The following is a 16859-nucleotide window of genomic DNA, read 5'->3' on the forward strand; positions in this document are numbered from 1 at the left end:
CTGATCAAGTCCCCTGTATTTTCGAGGGAACCTTCAGAAATTCAAGTAGCAAAGCATGAGAATATCTCCGTACCTTTTTATAGGTACGGAGATCGAAAGAAATTAATAACCGGGATTTTGAACCAGTGCCGGGTTAAGTAGTAAAGCTGAATTTGGAATAGGGAATATTCGCTTGTTGATATCCGAATCCGTTTTGTAGCCCCATTTGTTCTCAAATTTCCCGAAGCGGATCATATCATTGCGATGCCACATTTCGGACGCAAACTCACGAGCTCTTTCCTCATAAATTCCTTCAAGATCAACACTGGCAAAAGCCGTCGCAGACCTCGCAGTCCTTACTGAATTTACAAGGGATAAGGCAGTAGCTCCCAAAGTCGCCGCGCCACCACGCTGAATGGCTTCCGCTTTCATCAAAAGTGCATCTGCATACCTGAAAATTGGGACATCGTTATTCTGATTTCTGTTCAAGGAAGACGCATCCGGGTGAAATTTGATATTTCTGTAACCCATATTCCACGCAAGCTCATCATTACCAACATCAAAAGAGGCCACATCCTGACGCAGAGTCACTTCCGGGGTGATGTTGATTTGATAAGTGTAAGGAGCAGACGGGTCTGCGCCAGTATAAAACTGGTCGTAACCTTTTTTGGTTGTTGTGACAGTTACAGGAGAACCATCATCGTAATATTGCAGTCCTGTTAGCCATTCCTTATTTCTGATATCAGTTGCATCATTGAAATACTTGTAGAATTCTGGCAGGGTGCTTACCGCTGCATCCGGGGTGAACGGCATTTTATACTTTGCCACCAGACCCCGTGGAATATCATAACGCGAATGTAAATTGGTGGCTCTGAAAGGGAAACTGTTGGAAGCTGTTGCATCAAAAGGAATAGCAAAAATAAACTCCTTCATTTGCGGACCGTTGTTCGGATAAAACATTTGCAGATAAGTTGCAGCCGGTTCCAGTGAGAACTTTCCAGAACTGATAATGGCATCACAGGCTGCGATACAGTCAGCATATCTGGGAGAACCCGTGTAAATTTCTGCGTTCAGATACATTTTCGCCAGCAAGGCATGGGCTAAGAACTTGGTCGGCCGACCATATGTCGTAATATCCACAACTTCGCTCAAATCAGGCAATGCCGCTTTTATCTCAGTTTCCAAAAATGTAAAAACCTCTGCACGCGGCACATTTGGGTGCGCACTATAATCGCCATATGTGGTAATGATCGGTACATTGCCGAAACTGTCCATCATCCAGAAGTAGGCAAGTGCCCGAACCATTTTGAGTTCGGCCAGCGTTTGCGTTTTGGAAGTTCCTTCCGGCATATTCGTCTCAAGAATGGAAAGCGACTGATTGACAGTACCAATGATTGTACTAAGCCAGGTCCAGTTTCCGGTTACCGTACTATGGTCTTTTGTCCAGGAATGTAAATGCAAATCCTTGAACTCTGCGCCGTTGTACCAGTTTCCACCTTTTGCCGGGAAAATTGCCTCATCCGTGCTCAAAGTCTGAAGGTGAAAAAACTCGACCGATATGTTCCCGCGCAAAGCCACGTAGGCAGGTCCGGCAGCACTTATAAATTGCGATTCGCTCGTTGGAAAAACATCAGGTGTTAATTCAGAAGTTACCGGCACGTCGAGATCGTGACAAGAAACCATGGTCCCAAGCAAGACCGCCGACAACATTATTTTTATATATGACTTTCTCATGATATCTAAATTTTTAAAATCAGAATGATACATTCACCCCCAAAAGGAAAGTTCTGGTTTTAGGATAGAAGTTGTTGGAATCTACACCCGGAGCAAGTCCGCCCTGATTAATCTCAGGATCGACGCCTGTGTATTTTGTGATCACAAACAGGTTGTTTACAGACGTATATACTCGTAAGTTTTTGATCCCTGAACCCAAATTTTTGAAGTTGTAGGCCAAAGTTGCATTGTCAAATCTGAGATAGCTTCCACTTTCCACAAACCTGGAAGAATATTGATATGAGTTATAATCAGCCATGGATTCGCCGCCAGCATCTGCCAAAATGTTGGTATACTGTGCCGTGTTCGGCCTGAAAAGATCGGCACGCGTGGCATTGAAGATCTTGTTTCCAAAAGCTCCGCGTAAGAATATATTCAAATCAAAATTTCCGTAGCGGAAGCTGTTTGACCATCCTGCCAAAAGTTTTGGCTGAGCGTTTCCAATATACTTATAGTCAACGCCGATTGAAGGAGTGGTTGTCAGCTGACCATCCCCTCCCACAAACTGCGAAATACCAGCCGCATTTTTCCCTGCATATTCCAGCGAGAAAAATTGTCCCAAAGGTTTTCCAGCTTTCAGAATTTCGAGCGAGTGGCTTGATTGCCCCAAACCTTCCGGATAGGCCAAAAGTACAGAGTCACCACCGGCAAAAAGCGGGTTTGACAAACTCGTTACGGTATTTTTATTATGCGCCAGGTTCAGCCCCGTAGTCCAGTGAAATGGCCCCTTATCAAAAACAATTGCATTCAAACTTAGCTCAATACCCTTGTTATTAATACTACCACCATTTGTTGTAATCTTACCCGTTGGTACCAAAATCGGATCGACGCTGTAAGAATATATCATGCCTGTAGTATTCTTGTTGTACAATTCCAATGAACCACTGAGTCGTCCTCCAAATAATCCGAAATCAATACCCAGATTGCTTGTCGCTGTTTTTTCCCATTTCAGATCCGGATTGGCCGCTTGCGTTGGACCAAGTGCGGCAGTTAATGTTCCGTTATAGTAATATGTACCCAGACTTCCGGACAGAAACTGTGTTGTATATGCTCCGAATCCGCTTGAATTACCTGTTACTCCGTAGCTTGCACGAAGTTTCAAATCGCTGAACACTTTCTGACTGGCCATGAAACCTTCCTCAGTAATCCGCCATGCAGCACCAACAGATGGAAAATACCCCCACTGATTATTCTTTCCAAATACTGAACTCCCATCTCTCCGGATAGACCCTTGCAATAAATATTTATTCTTGAAATTATAGTTAAACCTTGCGAAATCAGAGATCAGGCGTGTTTGCTGATAAACTCCATCCGACCCAAACCCGATTTGGAAGCCAGAAATTCCGTATGGATTACTCAAAGCAAGGTTGTTATAGCTGATATTATCTACCGGCAAATTACTCGTCGTCACCTGAAATCCTTCTCCGATGATATTATCCTGCCATGAATATCCCGCCACAAGATTCAGGGAATGATCGCCAAACTCTTTGTTCCAGGTCAGGAACGTCTCAAGAATTTTGCTTGAATTCCGATAAGAACTGCGATTTGCCTGACCATTTGCTCCAAACGACTGCTGTGTATGAAATCCCAGACCTGGTTCAGGATTGTCGTACATATTATTGTAGTTGTCGGTAAAATATTTGTTAAAATATGTTCCGCCCAGCGATGTCGTATTAAGATAAGAGAGATTCAAATTATAGGTTATTCCGAATGGTAACTTCAATTCAGTAGTGAAACTCCCGGTCAGATTGTTCGTCTTGGTACTGTTCTCACTATTGTTGATCATCGAAACAGGATTATAATAATCTGTGTGGTCCAGATTCTCAAAGTACGACCCATCCGGATTTTTTATTGGGGAAACCGGCAGATATAAAGCTGATTGCAGCAAAATTGTATTTCGAAAAGGGATATCTTTCGATGTGCTGTTAGAGTTCGTCACAGTCAGACCAAATTTCAACTTATCCTTAAATGCGTATTGCTGAAGTGACAGCCGACCAATGAAGCGTTTCAAAGAACTATTTAACAATATCCCTTCTTTGTTCACATAGTTCAGACTTGCGCTGTAGCTGCCATGTTCTGTCCCTCCGCTGAACGAAAGGTTATGATTTGTCGACACCGCCGTTTTCCTTTGTACGGCCGATTGCCAGTCGGTATCTGCGCCCAGGTCGTCTTTGGGCGCTAGTCCTACACCATTGTTGGTCAGGAAAGTACGAAGTTCTGGCCCACTCATCATATTCAGTTTGTTCGACACTTTTTCGAGGCCTACATAACCGTTATAAGAGATTTTCATTTCTCCTTTTTTCCCTTTTTTCGTCGTCACCATTATTACCCCGTTAGCAGCCCTGTTACCGTATATGGCCGTAGCAGCGGCATCCTTTAGTATATCAATGGAAGCTATATCGTCAGGAGCAATCGTCGCAATATCGGCTCCCGGCACGTTGTCGATCACATAAAAAGGGCCTTGAGAACTGTTGATGGTAGACGCACCTCGCAGCACGATAGCAGCTGGCTTGTTCGGGTCTCCGTTTGCAGTAATATTAAGCCCGGGAACTTTACCTTGTAACAGTTGCCCTACATCCGTTATGGCACCTCTGTTCATTTCTTCCGCTTTTACAGTTGTTACTGCACTCGTCAGCGTTTTTCTCGATTGACTACCGTATCCAATCACCGCCACTTCACCCAGAATAGTATTGCTTTCAGACAACGACACGGTGATGGAGCTTTGCTTTCCAACGAGTATTTCTTTCGTATCAAACCCGATATATGAAAAAACCAGTATATCAGTATCAGATGCATTTATAGAAAAAGTCCCTTCGGTATCTGTTGTTGTACCAAGTTTGCTGGCCTTAACAATTACGGTTACGCCGATCAACGGCTTGCCATCCGAACCAAGAACCTGTCCTTTTATAATTTCCAAAACCTTCACCGGTGGGGCTACCTTAATCTGTCTTTTAGACTGTAACACAACTGTCTGGTCTACAATAGAGTAGTCAACAGGTTGATTTTTCAAGACTTTGGACAGCGCATCTTCCAGGCTACTTTCCCTGATCGCAACAGTAATCTTCTCGGCCTTTGAAATCAGTTCGGTTTTATACCAGAATGAATAGCCGCTTTGCCTTTCAATATCTTTAAGAACTCGTTCCAGCGGTGCATTTTGCGCAACTAAAGTAATTTTTTGCGCAGTACTTCGGGCACTTACCTGCATGCAAAAAGCCAGTGAAAAAATAAAGATTAGTTTCATAACCAAAAAGGTTCTGGATAACAGGAGGCGTTGGTAACTGTCGGCTATATACGACAGTCCTCGCCTCTTTTGGATAAAAGAGATGTGATTCATACTTTTGTTCTTGGGTTAGAGCTAAAACGGTTTGAGATAATTGTTCTTAATGCTGACTCTTTAATTGGACGGGACCGGTCGCAACGTTCCCGTTCTTTTTTTGCTTCACAAAAGCTGGCAGAGACAACACATTTTCTGAAAATGTAAAATGTCTATTTTGTCATAAGCACGATATTAGTTAGGGTGTTACAATAATTGATTTTCCTTCAATCCGGAATTTTACGCCACTGAGCGATAAGATTTTCAAGACTTTTGAAATATTTGCGTTTCTGGGAAGACGGCCGGTGAAATGTTCCCTGCTGATATTGCCTTCGTAGGTGACGTCCACATCATACCATCGGGAAACCTGTCGCATGATACTTTCCAGATTTTCATCTTCAAATTGGAAGTACCCATTTTTCCAGGCCATTTCTTTATCCGTGTCCACATCGCTTAGCACACGTATATTGTCAGAAGAATTGGTAAGCCTCGCTTGTTGTCCCGGAGCAAGTAATACCGACTTCCCGGCTTTGGTTACTTTGACAGCACCTTCCATCAACGTTGTTCTCATAATTTTCTCGTCAGGATATGCCATGATATTGAAATGAGTCCCGAGGACGGTAACCTCTGTTGCATTAGCCTTCACGATAAACGGCATCTTCTTGTTATGAGCCACCTCAAAATAAACTTCTCCTGTTGTTTCCACCCTACGCTCGCTACCCGTGAAAGAAGTTGGAAATCTTAAGCTGGAGGCCGCATTGAGCCACACTTTGGTTCCGTCAGGTAAAACGATGTGATATTGGCCACCTTTTGGCGTGCTCACGGTATTAAAAACAGGAGCGGCGGCTACATTGTTTGACTTATACACCAATTCACCCTTCCCGGATTTGGTCACGCTCGAATTGCCTTGTTCAGCAAGAGTACCAGTTTCCGCGCCATCCAACACGATACTGGATCCATCTCCCAGGGTTAGGACTGCTTTATTCTGGCCGGGTGCTATATCCGCCTGGATAACGGCCTGGATATTTTGACCTTCCCGACCATTATGCTGGCGAATACCTGACCACCAGTAAATACCAACTGCTAAGATCAAAATTGCAGCGGCAGCAATTTTTGGCCATAAATACCTAGTCGATTCAGCCTCTTCGTATCCAGGATCAGCACTGACTTCACCAGGTTCAGGGAAAATCCTGTCAATAATCCTTTCAGAAACATGGTCGGGCATTTTCGTTTCATGTTCAAATCGATTCCATGCTTCCTCCAATACTTCTGCCAGCTCTTCCTCCGGATTTTCTTTAATCCATTCGGCAAGCTCTTTCCATTCCGCATCGCTGCATGTCCCATTAAAGAACTTTCCCGTTAAATGATCAATTCTCTCCGATCGCATAATATATTATAAACCTCAACGGTTCTTAAATTTGATTTTGTCAATTCAGGACTTACCTCGATAAAAAAAGGCATTAATGAGATAGTACCAAATAAAAGACAACTGAGGGAAGCCGAGGGACTAGTCCACACGAAAAAAAATCAAATTATTTTTTCAAGGATATTAAAGTAGCGACGATCAACATCGTATCTGCATGATTGCGCAGCTGGGTTCTAATGGTGAACATAGCCTGGACAATATGATTTTTCACCGTATTAGGGGATATTCTGAGAAGATTTGCAATTTCCTCGTGGGATCTGCCTTCCTCCCTGCTCAAATGATATATCTTTCTTTGCTGAGTAGGAAGTTTTTCTAAAATTTCAGCGAGCACTTTCTCAACATCACGAACTGCTATCAAATCCTGAACGTCGTTGTGTACATCTGTATTTTGCTTAAACATCTCCGCAACGATCAGCGTCTCATGCGCCATTCGTTTGAAATGATTGATCACATGATTTTTGGACATACGGAATATATAACTTCCGAAATTATCAATCGAACCTAACGTTTGGCGATCATTCCAAAGTTTTAAGAACACATCCTGAACAATATCTTCCGCCAGTGCTTCCGATTCGGCAAGTCTGAGCACATAGGCGTAAAGCTTGTCTTTGTACCAATGAAAAAGAATAGTAAATGCTTCCCGATCAGACTCAGAAGCACGTGCCATCAGTTCTTTTTCATTATGAAACGCTCGCTCTACCACGCAGAAAATTTATATGTGTCTTTAAAAAATCGGCAAAATTTTATTCTAAAATCTAGACGAAATTAAGAATAAAATACCACAATTCTGAGTGAAACACATCGTCGTGCGCAGCGATCGCATAAAAGGGTTCGACCTCTTCGATACAGGCCATAGAAATCTGCTTCTTTTCCATTATTCGATGGCTAGCAACATAAGGCTTTCCCTATATCGGGAATCGATTCCCCAACGAATTCCACCGTATATTGTTGATTTTCAAAAATTTAAAAATCAACTCATACCCATCTATATGCCTGTAAAAAATTATTTTAACCAGAAATAATTCCAGGTTAACGACAAATCAACGGATTGCCCGATTTTGAATTTAAGACTCCATAACATCCCTGTTATGCCAGCAATTGTTGCAACTGAACCACCAGATGCGGTACAGATCCCACCTTTTCGATAAACCTATCCACACCTACGGCTTTGAGCCTTTCGTGCCACTCAATGGGAATCGACGTAGAATAAATAATGATACAAGGATGATCGAATTCGCTCAATCTTTGCAGTTTTTCCAAACACTCCTTGCCTCCTATTCTTGGTAAAGTAAGGTCTATAAACACGAAAGCCGGAGCATTTACACTGGATCGATCGAAATGCGCCACTGCGCTTTCACAATCCAGAAAAAATAAACAGTGATATGGCAACTCGACGTCAGATAGCGCCATTTTAAAGATTTCGTGATCATCCGTGTCATCATCTATCATGACAATAAGGTTCATATCTTTCATAGCGGCATGTATCTATAAGGTTACAAACTTTTGATATTCAGTTTAATACAGAAGAAAATCTTTGTAATCAATTAAAGTCGTCTTTGATAAACGATGGATTCGTCCGGTCAGAATATAAACATTTCAATACACTGCTTATTATCGTGCCAACCGTCCCGGCATCGCCTTACGCTACTTCATTATACGACTCAGATCACGAAATCCCGATTGGCTCAATCACTTTTTATTCGGCAGGTTGATGTCCTATGAATGGTATCCACACACTTTCAGGCACGCCCTGTTTGGAATAATTTTTTAATAACGCTTCCAATCAACATCAATTATTCTAAACCAATTTGATATGAACACGGCATCATTTGAAAAACGTCAACTGCTATCATCGAAAACTATTGACACCAAATCACCAGAGAAGGCCTTACCAAAAAACCTGTTATGTTTTTCACATCTGAGATGGGATTTTGTATACCAGCGCCCTCAACATTTAATGACCAGGTTCAGCAACATCGCAGCCGTGTATTTTCTGGAAGAGCCCATTTTTGAAGAAACTGAGCAATCATATCTGGCCGTTTCAAAAAAATCCAAAGAGCTATGGGTTTGTGTGCCGCATCTGAAGCAGGGTTTGACTCACGACCAGATAAACGAAGAGCTGGCAAAGCTGCTGGAATTTTTCTTCTCAGGAAGAGACACGTCCGATTTCATATTTTGGTACTATACCCCTATGGCACTCGGTTTTTCGAGCCATCTAACACCTGGCCTCACGGTCTATGACTGTATGGACGAATTGGCTGCGTTCAAGTTTGCTCCGGAAGAATTGGAAGCCAGAGAAGGAATACTGTTTGAAAAGGCCGGGATTGTATTCACGGGCGGTCATTCATTATATGAAGAGAAGAAAACACAGCATCCAAATATCTTTGCCTGCCCGAGCAGTATCGATAAAGACCATTTCGCGAGCGCAAGATTCAATCAAACTGAACCGTCCGATCAGGCATCTATACAAGGGCCGAAAGTCGGGTTTTACGGAGTAATCGACGAGCGCTTTGATATAGCTTTAATCGACGCAGTGGCAGAATCTCGTCCTGATTGGAATATCATACTTATCGGGCCCGTGGTCAAAATTGATCAGGCAACACTTCCGCGCAGATCCAATATCCATTATTTAGGTCAAAAGAGCTATCAGGAACTACCTGCGTATTTATCGGGATGGGACGTCGCGATGGTTCCGTTTCTTATCAATGACTCAACCAGATTTGTGAGCCCGACGAAGACACCTGAATATTTATCTGCCGGGCGACCGGTTGTTTCCACTCCGATCAGGGATATTGTGAACCCTTATGGTGCGAATATGCTGGTTTCAATCGCCGACAGCAAGTTATCATTCATCGGTGCAATAGACTATTGGTTAAACGCGGAAGAAAAAAAACAATGGCTACAAAAAACGGACGAGTTCCTCCTGACCATGTCGTGGGATATCACCTTCGCCAAAATGGTGACATTGATGTCTAATACTTACATTGAAAACCATCTAGGTGAGTGGGTCGACGACAGCATCAATTACCTCAGAATCGATCAGCGCGCTTAGTGGTTGAAATGGAGAAAACTAGCCAGTCTGTGACCATGGCTGAGCACGGATTATTATACGGTGGAATGAGTGGCCTGGTTTTACCTTTTAAAAACAGGCACTCATACCCTCCGGCACTTGAGGGCCGCAGCCGCATTGAAGTATATGGAACGCTTTTCAATTCGATAGAAATCAATTCAGTATTTTACAAACTTCCGAGAGCAAACACGGTTTCCGCCTGGAGCCAGTCGGTAGGTGAAAATTTTCGGTTTACGTTTAAACTCTGGAGAGAGATTTCTCATTGCAAGGGACTAAACTTCAATGGCGACGACCTAATGAAATATTTTCAGGTTATTGAAGAGGTTGGCGCGAAAAGAGGATGTATTCTCGTTCAGTTTCCACCTTCTGTCAAAATTTCACTCTTCGATAAAGTCGAAACATTACTATCTGTTTTACAGGAACTTAACAACAGCAAATGGTTGATAGCTGTTGAATTCAGAAGTAAATCGTGGTATACTGCGGAAGCCTATGATCTTCTGAATACATATGGCGCGACGATGGTATATCACGACAAATCCGGCAGTGAGTCGCCCTTTGAGGAGATGAATGCAGGCCACGTATACCTGCGTTTTCATGGGCCCGATGGCAACTACAAAGGAAGTTATGACCAAGGCTTTTTGTATGAATATGCGGGGATCGTGCGGGATTGGCTTAATGCGAAAAAAGAGGTATATATCTATTTTAATAACACAATGGGAGCAGCAGTAGAGAATTTTCAGACTCTGGAAAAGTTCATTGCGGAGCTCGAATCAGAAGATACTTCAACTGCCGACACCACTAGTATCGATCAGTCGGGGCTATAAAATTCGTAAATTAAAACACTGAAGAATTGACCAATGATCAAATTGATAAAGTCTGATATTGCCAATTCCTCAGAAATGACCTGGATTAAAGTATGCGAAGGGGCACCCTACTTCGAAGACGATAACGGGGAAACGTGGACACCAATCGGCCAGAACGATGCTCTCACCTGGCCTGACTTCAATGAGTTATTCCTCAGAAAAAATCCGGAGGCTGTAGATCGGCATATGGCTTATTTGGCGTCTCGGGGAGTCACCTGCATTCGCATGATGATGGAATATTGTCAAACGGAAAATAGATATCTGGAAAAACCGGTGGGCAGGTTTCAGCCTAATATGGTGCAGTTCTGGGATGATCTTTTTGCTCTTTGTCATAAACATAAAATCAGGGTGCTCGTAACCCCGTTCGACACCTTCTGGATGGCGAGGCGCTGGAAATTTCATCCATACAATAAACTATCAGGAGGCCCATGCAGCAGTAAATGGCAGTGGATGACTTCCGAACCGATGTTGGCTTCCATCAAAAACCGTTTCGATTTTTTTATAGAAAGATGGGGCGCGAGCGGTGCAATATTCGCGTGGGATCTTTGGAATGAACCAAGTCCGCTGAACGCAGGCAAAAGTATCGATAAGGTCGTTAACTTTATTGAATCTATTAGTCTGCATATCCGGCAAAAAGAGGAGTCACTTTTCAGCAGATCGCACTTGCAGACCGTTTCCGTATATGCGCCCATCCTTGCTCAATATGATATGCAGGATTTGGTTTTCCGGCATCCCATGTTGGATTTCGCCTCAACCCACTTTTATGACAGGGGTTCGATCGATTATCCAAAAAATACATATACCCCTGCCTTGGTAACAGGAGATATGGTTAAAAACGCATTGGGAAAAACAATTGAAGGTCGTCCCTTTCTCGACAGTGAACATGGTCCTATATCGTTTTTCAGCAGAAACCGACGTAGCTTGCCGGAGGCTTTTGACAATGAATATTTTCTTCATATCCAATGGGCTCATTTGGCTTCAGGCGCGTGCGGCGGCGGAATGCGCTGGCCTTACCGACATCCTCACGTACTTACTCATGGCATGCGGGACGCACAACTGAACTTGTCCATGTTTCTAAAATTGATTGACTGGAGAAAGTTCAAAAGAATAAATTTAAGTGAAACCATTAACGTTGATCAGCCGGCTGTCAAGGTGTTTGGATGTGGCGATAGTACCCAGGCTGTGATATGGTTGCTTTCCGGAAAAAAGAAGCGGGCGACCGAAGTCACACTAGCAGTGCCTAATCTGATTTCGGGGAAGTATACGATTTATTTTTGGGACACCAAATCAGGTTTATTAGACACACGTTCGACAACGAAATTCATCGAAGATTTAACGACAACTTTTCCCTTCCCGCAAACTAATCTTGCGCTTGCGATTGTCAAAATTAGCTAGCTCAGCTGTTTAATCATTTCACTTCCAAAGCGTTGAGATATCTTGTTTTTCGAGCACATATGCCCCTATTGATGTAATAACCCCGTCAGGAAACGGCTGCTTCAAATAGGTGGTCAAATCTCTGTGAATTCTTTCCAACGCATACGGTCTCATCAGTCCCCGGGCACCCACACAACGTTCCGAGAGCTGCATGCATCGCAGGCAAAGCTCATTAATGACCGTCCTGGTCATGTTCACATATCCTATCAGCTCATCTGTGCTGTAATGTAACACCTCCCATTTATCCGACTTCATGGCCGCCCGATTTACCCACATGTTTCCGGTTTCTACCAGATAAGTAATCTCTGCAATCCGCGCTCTTTGGAAGGGATCGCCGGTACGGTTCAATTCCCGTAAAAATTGATGTGTTTCCTCCAGAACTGCCAGCGCACCACCCAGTTGAACGGCGGCGAACCGAACGGCACCACCTGAAAAGTAAGGTTCTTTATAATAAGCATCCGGAACGCCCAATAAGTCAGTCTGATCCAATACTATTCCTGAAAAATCCATCTTATAACTCGCTGATGCCCGCATGCCCAAAGGCTTCCAAAAGCTTCGGTCTGAAATAATATCCTTCACTTTCTCAGCAGGAATGATGCACATCTGCCAGCCTTTGCCGGTCGCCGTGGTGAGTTCTGCGGTAACCAATGGTCTGTTGATCCATCCTCCGCCAGAGCAAAAGGTTTTAGAACCTTGCATTATGAATTTGCCTCCGCCAATATCCTTAATCGTAACGCCGTCTTCTGCCTGGGTATTCCAAACCCCGAACAAGCTTCCCTCGCGATATACTTCCCCGAAATATCGATCTTTCTGAACCGGGTTTCCGAATACTTCGATAAGGTGCAGTGCGTTGACATGCCCTTCATATATTCTTCCGACGGGCAAGCTTGCTTTTCCTAATAACTTCAGAAATTCAACCAGATACTTGGTCTGAAATTGCTTGTAACTATACGGATGCATATCGAGCAGGATATGTAGCATTCCCGCCCCTTTAATCAGCTCAAATTCCCGCTCCGGAAACATATCGTCATGATCGCTTGCTGCTGCATATTCCTTTATTTGCTCCACGAGTGGTCGCAATCGTTCTATATCCATATATGATTTTTTGAGCCGGTAGTACATGACCCTATTATTATCGTACCCAACTGCCCACCGCTTGCGATTGATGGTTTTGGCACGAAATTTTATTTTGATATCAGCTGCACTAAGAATTTAAATTTTTTGATAGTGGATATGATTAATTCTTCCGCCACCCAGCAAATCTCCGGATCAATTTCAGAATCAAAGCTTTTCAGAAAATTCCCGATAAACCCGGAATTGAAAATCTCTGTCATTCTTCCAGTACGAAACGAGAAAGATAATCTGATCAAAACACTTGACGCGCTTCGCATGCAAACTAATGAACTCGGGAAGCAATTACCTTATGAGATTTACGAGATTCTCTTGCTCGCCAATAATTGCACCGACAATTCGGTTTCGATAGCCCGTTCATATCAACAAAAATACCCGGCTTTTCCATTACATATCGAGGCGGTTGATCTTCCCGTTCCCGATGCCCATATCGGTACCGTGCGACGCCTTTTGATGGATGGAGCTTTTGAACGGTTCAGTGAGATACGGAAAGATTCGGGCATAATTGCGAGCACGGACAGTGATTCACAAGTAGATTCGTTATGGATATACAACACAATCAAGGAGATAGAAAACGGAAATGATGTAGTAGGCGGACGCATTCTTACGAGACCTGAGAACAGTTCTTTCCGTCTATATTATTTACGAGACATTACATACAAACATCTGGTGTCCCGATTTGAAGATTTGCTTGACCCGGTGATCAATGATCCCTGGCCACGTCATTTTCAATGTTTCGGAGCAAGTTTTGCGGTTACCTGCCGGGTTTACGATTTGTGTGGGAGGCTTCCTGTGATTCCTTTTCTTGAAGATATGGCATTTCACAAGTCGCTGATCAGAGTCGATGCCAGAATCAGGATGAGTCCTTTGGTAAAGGTTTTTACTTCGTCGAGAACGGAAGGCCGGGTAGACTTCGGTCTGTCGATCCAATTGAAACAATGGGGAGAAATGAACGACTCTAAGGACCCTTTGCTGGTAGAGCCAGTGGGGTCATTGATCCTAAAACTAAAAGCCAGAAAGCTCTTGCGTGATTTTTGGAAAGCTAGCAGGATTGGCTTGAATGTCAGCAATCTACCTCTTCTAGGCGAAGTTTGTAATATGCTTCATCTCGACGACTCCTGGCTGACTTCCCAGGCTGAAACCGCATTTTATTTCGGAAGTCTGTGGGAAGCGATTGAAGAAAAATTGATTGAAAATAATTGGTCGTCCCTCTGGCCCAACCGGGACATTGTAGAAGTCATTGACGATCTGAAAAGAGAGATTTCCAATGTTTCGAATCGAAAACAGGCCTGACTTTATTTTTTCATAAAAAGATCCATTCTGTACTGAGATTCAATACGTTGATCAAGATGCTCCAGCGGCAACTTAGCATCATCACCCGCAAGTGAGAGAAAAAGGTCGTGTACCCGATCGCCCGTGAGGGGGAATTCGGGAACAACCGGCGTCCAGTGTACTAAAAGCAGGTGTGCATTTGGAAGCAAAGCATCTACCATCATATTCCTGGCTTCGATCAGATCTTTTTCAATTAAAAAATATCCTACCTCGGAAAGGAGCATTAGGTCAAACTTTTCGTCAGGAAATCCTTTCGGAATTTCCATTTCTTCCACACGCACGCCAGGATATCCTTCCAGCCGCTCCCTGGCTTTCCCGACTGCAATTCCGCTCGAATCCACCGCCAGAATCTGGTCGCATTTTTTAAGCAGCATCTTCGTCAATATACCATTGGCGCATCCTATTTCTAAGCCGCTGGAGTATGATTCGCGAGGGATCATCTTGAGGGTTTCGGCATACTTTTCTTTCTCATATGCGCTTTCCTCGAAATTCCATGGATCCGGATTTTGTTGGTATAGCTTGTTAAAATATTCTGCATTCAGCGATTTATCAATTTCCATTGTTATTGGTCAATTTGGTTTTTGAAAAAAATTTCCCGGTTGCGATTGAAATGGGCTATATCCTGTTCTGAAAGCCGAAAGCCATACGGATCATCATCGATCAGATTGCTTACCTGTGATTCGTGAGCAGCCAGGGCCTTCATTTTCGAAGGTAGTGTTTCATTGATATCCACGCAAAAAACTCTCATTGTCTCAATTTGCTCTATATCGTATCTGTTTCCCATTTCCCAAAGCCAAATCGGATACTGTACCAATTCGGGTTTACTTTTAAGGCGGGAAACTGCCTCAAAAACTATTTGCCACGAAGCCCGATGGTCGGGATGAGGGTCATTTTGCCAGGGAATAAATATGGTATCCGGCTTTATCTGATTAATCCGATCGATTAACAATCTCACTGCTGACTCGAAAAAAAGACTTTCAAGCGAAGGAACGCTCCTGTCTGGAAAAGCAAGAAATTCGATATGATCAACATTTCCTCCCAGTATCTTGACCGCCTCGATTGCTTCAATTTCCCTGAGCGCTCTTAATTTGTCGGACGGATATTGTTTGGAGTTTGGATGAGACATCGTTCCGTCGCTCATGAATATGAAATGTACCGGAATGTTCTCATTGAGCAGAAGTGCAACCGTGCCTCCACACCCTAGCGTCTCATCATCTGGATGGGGTGCAATAACCATACTTTTACCGAACGAACTGACTTTAACTGTGTCAATCTCACCCAATCGCTGTTCGAAAGATGCTGTTTGAAGTTCTTCCATTTTCGTCAGTTTTAATTTCTATTTGGTATCGTTTTTGGTTTTCAGAGGCATTGAGCGCATTCGCAACCTTTTGTTGGGTAAGCAGCAATGCATCCGCGGTCAGCTGATGAAGAACTCGTTTCTCTCCGATCGAATCCCCCACACTATCCCATATGCCAGAATGATGCCAATCGACTAAATTATCCCAGTCAGGACGATCAATGATCGGATACCAGCAAACTCCCCAAAATGGGATATTATTTTCGAGGAGCTTTATTGACTCCTCTCCTATTCTTTGAATCCATTTTGGCCGATCCACACCCGGATGACTTGTTTCTGCGAGCACGATCGGACGGTTATATCGCTTATATACTTCCGCTATCATTTCAGACAAAGGTTTGAAATTTTCTTCCGGTACTATCTCACCCCACCGTAGCACCTGATGCGGATCCAAGGTCCATTGGTTGTTGTAATAATAATTACAACCGATAATATCCAGGTACTCCTCCTTACCACCTAACTCAGGACATATTCGGCCACAAAGCATATCCAATACCTGATATTGAAATTCGTGATGAAGTGTTGCTTTTTCCTTATCTGCTTCATTTGCCCACTTTCTAATTGTGATATTGACCAGTGGTTCGGTAGTGAGTATACGCACTTCTGGATCAATCTCTTTTAACGCCTTCACCCCAGCTATATAAGCTTTCATATACCCATACTTTACGTGCCAGCCGTTGTTATGACAATATGGTGCTGTTCCGGCAACATCCCCTCCAAGCCAGGAAATAAATCCCACTTCATTTACAGGGGTCACGATAAGCACTTGCTCATGATTGATATTCCTGTAGAAACTGGCAAATGCGCGACAGAATGCTTCAAATCGACGGACAAATTGAGGATGAAGAGGACTCAGGTCGTCGGGAAACCCAAAATGACATAAATCCCAAATTTGTTGAATTCCCGCTGTTCTGCCGGCCAATATCATTTGCTCAACCAGGCTAAAATCATATATATAGGGTTGGATCTCAATCTGGCTCCATCGCACTCCTTCCCGAACTACCTTCATATTCAAACCCGCCAGAGCCTCATAATCCTGATTAATAAGATCAAAATGAGACGTGATATGCAAAAAATCCACTCGCTCGCCACGATTGTTGAGCTGATCGGAGCATTCGAAGCCGGCCATCCAAAAAGACTCAAATGGATTTTCGATAAATTTGTTCATAAAGCACTTACGA

13 protein-coding genes are annotated in these 16859 nt (G+C 43.4%); 4 read left to right on the top strand and 9 right to left on the bottom strand.

Annotated features, from left to right (window positions below):
- Nucleotides 1-102 precede the first annotated feature (102 nt).
- The 5 genes from AC1XUD_RS18210 to AC1XUD_RS18230 all read right to left on the bottom strand — a co-directional run bounded on the left by AC1XUD_RS18210 (nt 103) and on the right by AC1XUD_RS18230 (nt 7964).
- A complete protein-coding gene (locus AC1XUD_RS18210) occupies nt 103-1713 on the bottom strand; it encodes a RagB/SusD family nutrient uptake outer membrane protein (RefSeq protein ID WP_483362471.1) in 1611 nt (536 codons plus the stop codon).
- A 19-nt stretch (nt 1714-1732) separates the two neighbouring features.
- Nucleotides 1733-4993, bottom strand: a complete 3261-nt coding sequence (locus AC1XUD_RS18215) for a TonB-dependent receptor (RefSeq protein ID WP_483362472.1) — start codon at nt 4991-4993, stop codon at nt 1733-1735.
- A 271-nt stretch (nt 4994-5264) separates the two neighbouring features.
- Nucleotides 5265-6452: a FecR family protein gene (locus AC1XUD_RS18220; RefSeq protein ID WP_483362473.1), complete on the bottom strand. Its 1188-nt coding sequence runs from the start codon at nt 6450-6452 to the stop codon at nt 5265-5267.
- A gap of 145 nt (nt 6453-6597) precedes the next feature.
- Complete coding sequence (locus tag AC1XUD_RS18225; RefSeq protein WP_483362474.1) at nt 6598-7158, bottom strand: RNA polymerase sigma factor; 561 nt, start codon at nt 7156-7158, stop codon at nt 6598-6600.
- Between the two features lie 419 nt (nt 7159-7577).
- The gene (locus AC1XUD_RS18230; RefSeq protein ID WP_483362475.1) at nt 7578-7964 is read right to left on the bottom strand and encodes a response regulator; all 387 of its coding nucleotides are present in this window, start codon (nt 7962-7964) and stop codon (nt 7578-7580) included.
- Between the two features lie 340 nt (nt 7965-8304).
- On the opposite strand from AC1XUD_RS18230, the gene AC1XUD_RS18235 reads away from it, so the two are divergent.
- Genes AC1XUD_RS18235 through AC1XUD_RS18245 form a run of 3 tightly spaced genes read left to right on the top strand, consistent with a single transcriptional unit; the run spans nt 8305 to nt 11819 of the window.
- Complete coding sequence (locus AC1XUD_RS18235; RefSeq protein ID WP_483362476.1) at nt 8305-9543, top strand: glycosyltransferase family 1 protein; 1239 nt, start codon at nt 8305-8307, stop codon at nt 9541-9543.
- 8 nt (nt 9544-9551) lie between these two features.
- Complete coding sequence (locus AC1XUD_RS18240; RefSeq protein ID WP_483362477.1) at nt 9552-10385, top strand: DUF72 domain-containing protein; 834 nt, start codon at nt 9552-9554, stop codon at nt 10383-10385.
- A gap of 33 nt (nt 10386-10418) precedes the next feature.
- Complete coding sequence (locus AC1XUD_RS18245) at nt 10419-11819, top strand: glycoside hydrolase 5 family protein (protein WP_483362478.1); 1401 nt, start codon at nt 10419-10421, stop codon at nt 11817-11819.
- Between the two features lie 18 nt (nt 11820-11837).
- Here AC1XUD_RS18245 and AC1XUD_RS18250 read toward each other — a convergent pair whose 3' ends face one another.
- Nucleotides 11838-12953 (bottom strand): acyl-CoA dehydrogenase family protein, encoded by a 1116-nt coding sequence (locus AC1XUD_RS18250; protein WP_483362479.1) that lies wholly within the window; start codon nt 12951-12953, stop codon nt 11838-11840.
- Between the two features lie 138 nt (nt 12954-13091).
- On the opposite strand from AC1XUD_RS18250, the gene AC1XUD_RS18255 reads away from it, so the two are divergent.
- Nucleotides 13092-14282: a glycosyltransferase family 2 protein gene (locus AC1XUD_RS18255; RefSeq protein ID WP_483362480.1), complete on the top strand. Its 1191-nt coding sequence runs from the start codon at nt 13092-13094 to the stop codon at nt 14280-14282.
- Nucleotides 14283-14284: 2 nt separating this feature from the next.
- Here the strand turns inward: AC1XUD_RS18255 and AC1XUD_RS18260 are convergent, their stop codons facing one another.
- From AC1XUD_RS18260 to AC1XUD_RS18270, 3 genes are read right to left on the bottom strand one after another with little or no spacing between them, the layout of a single operon-like run.
- On the bottom strand, nt 14285-14881 hold the full coding sequence (locus tag AC1XUD_RS18260) for an SAM-dependent methyltransferase (RefSeq protein WP_483362481.1): 597 nt from the start codon (nt 14879-14881) through the stop codon (nt 14285-14287).
- 2 nt (nt 14882-14883) lie between these two features.
- Nucleotides 14884-15639, bottom strand: a complete 756-nt coding sequence (locus AC1XUD_RS18265; protein WP_483362482.1) for a PIG-L deacetylase family protein — start codon at nt 15637-15639, stop codon at nt 14884-14886.
- Nucleotides 15596-16846 (bottom strand): glycoside hydrolase family 5 protein, encoded by a 1251-nt coding sequence (locus AC1XUD_RS18270; protein WP_483362483.1) that lies wholly within the window; start codon nt 16844-16846, stop codon nt 15596-15598. The genes AC1XUD_RS18265 and AC1XUD_RS18270 overlap by 44 nt, the downstream gene beginning before the upstream one ends.
- Nucleotides 16847-16859 lie beyond the last annotated feature (13 nt).

This window comes from Dyadobacter sp. HNCC25DJ184 (assembly GCF_056895215.1).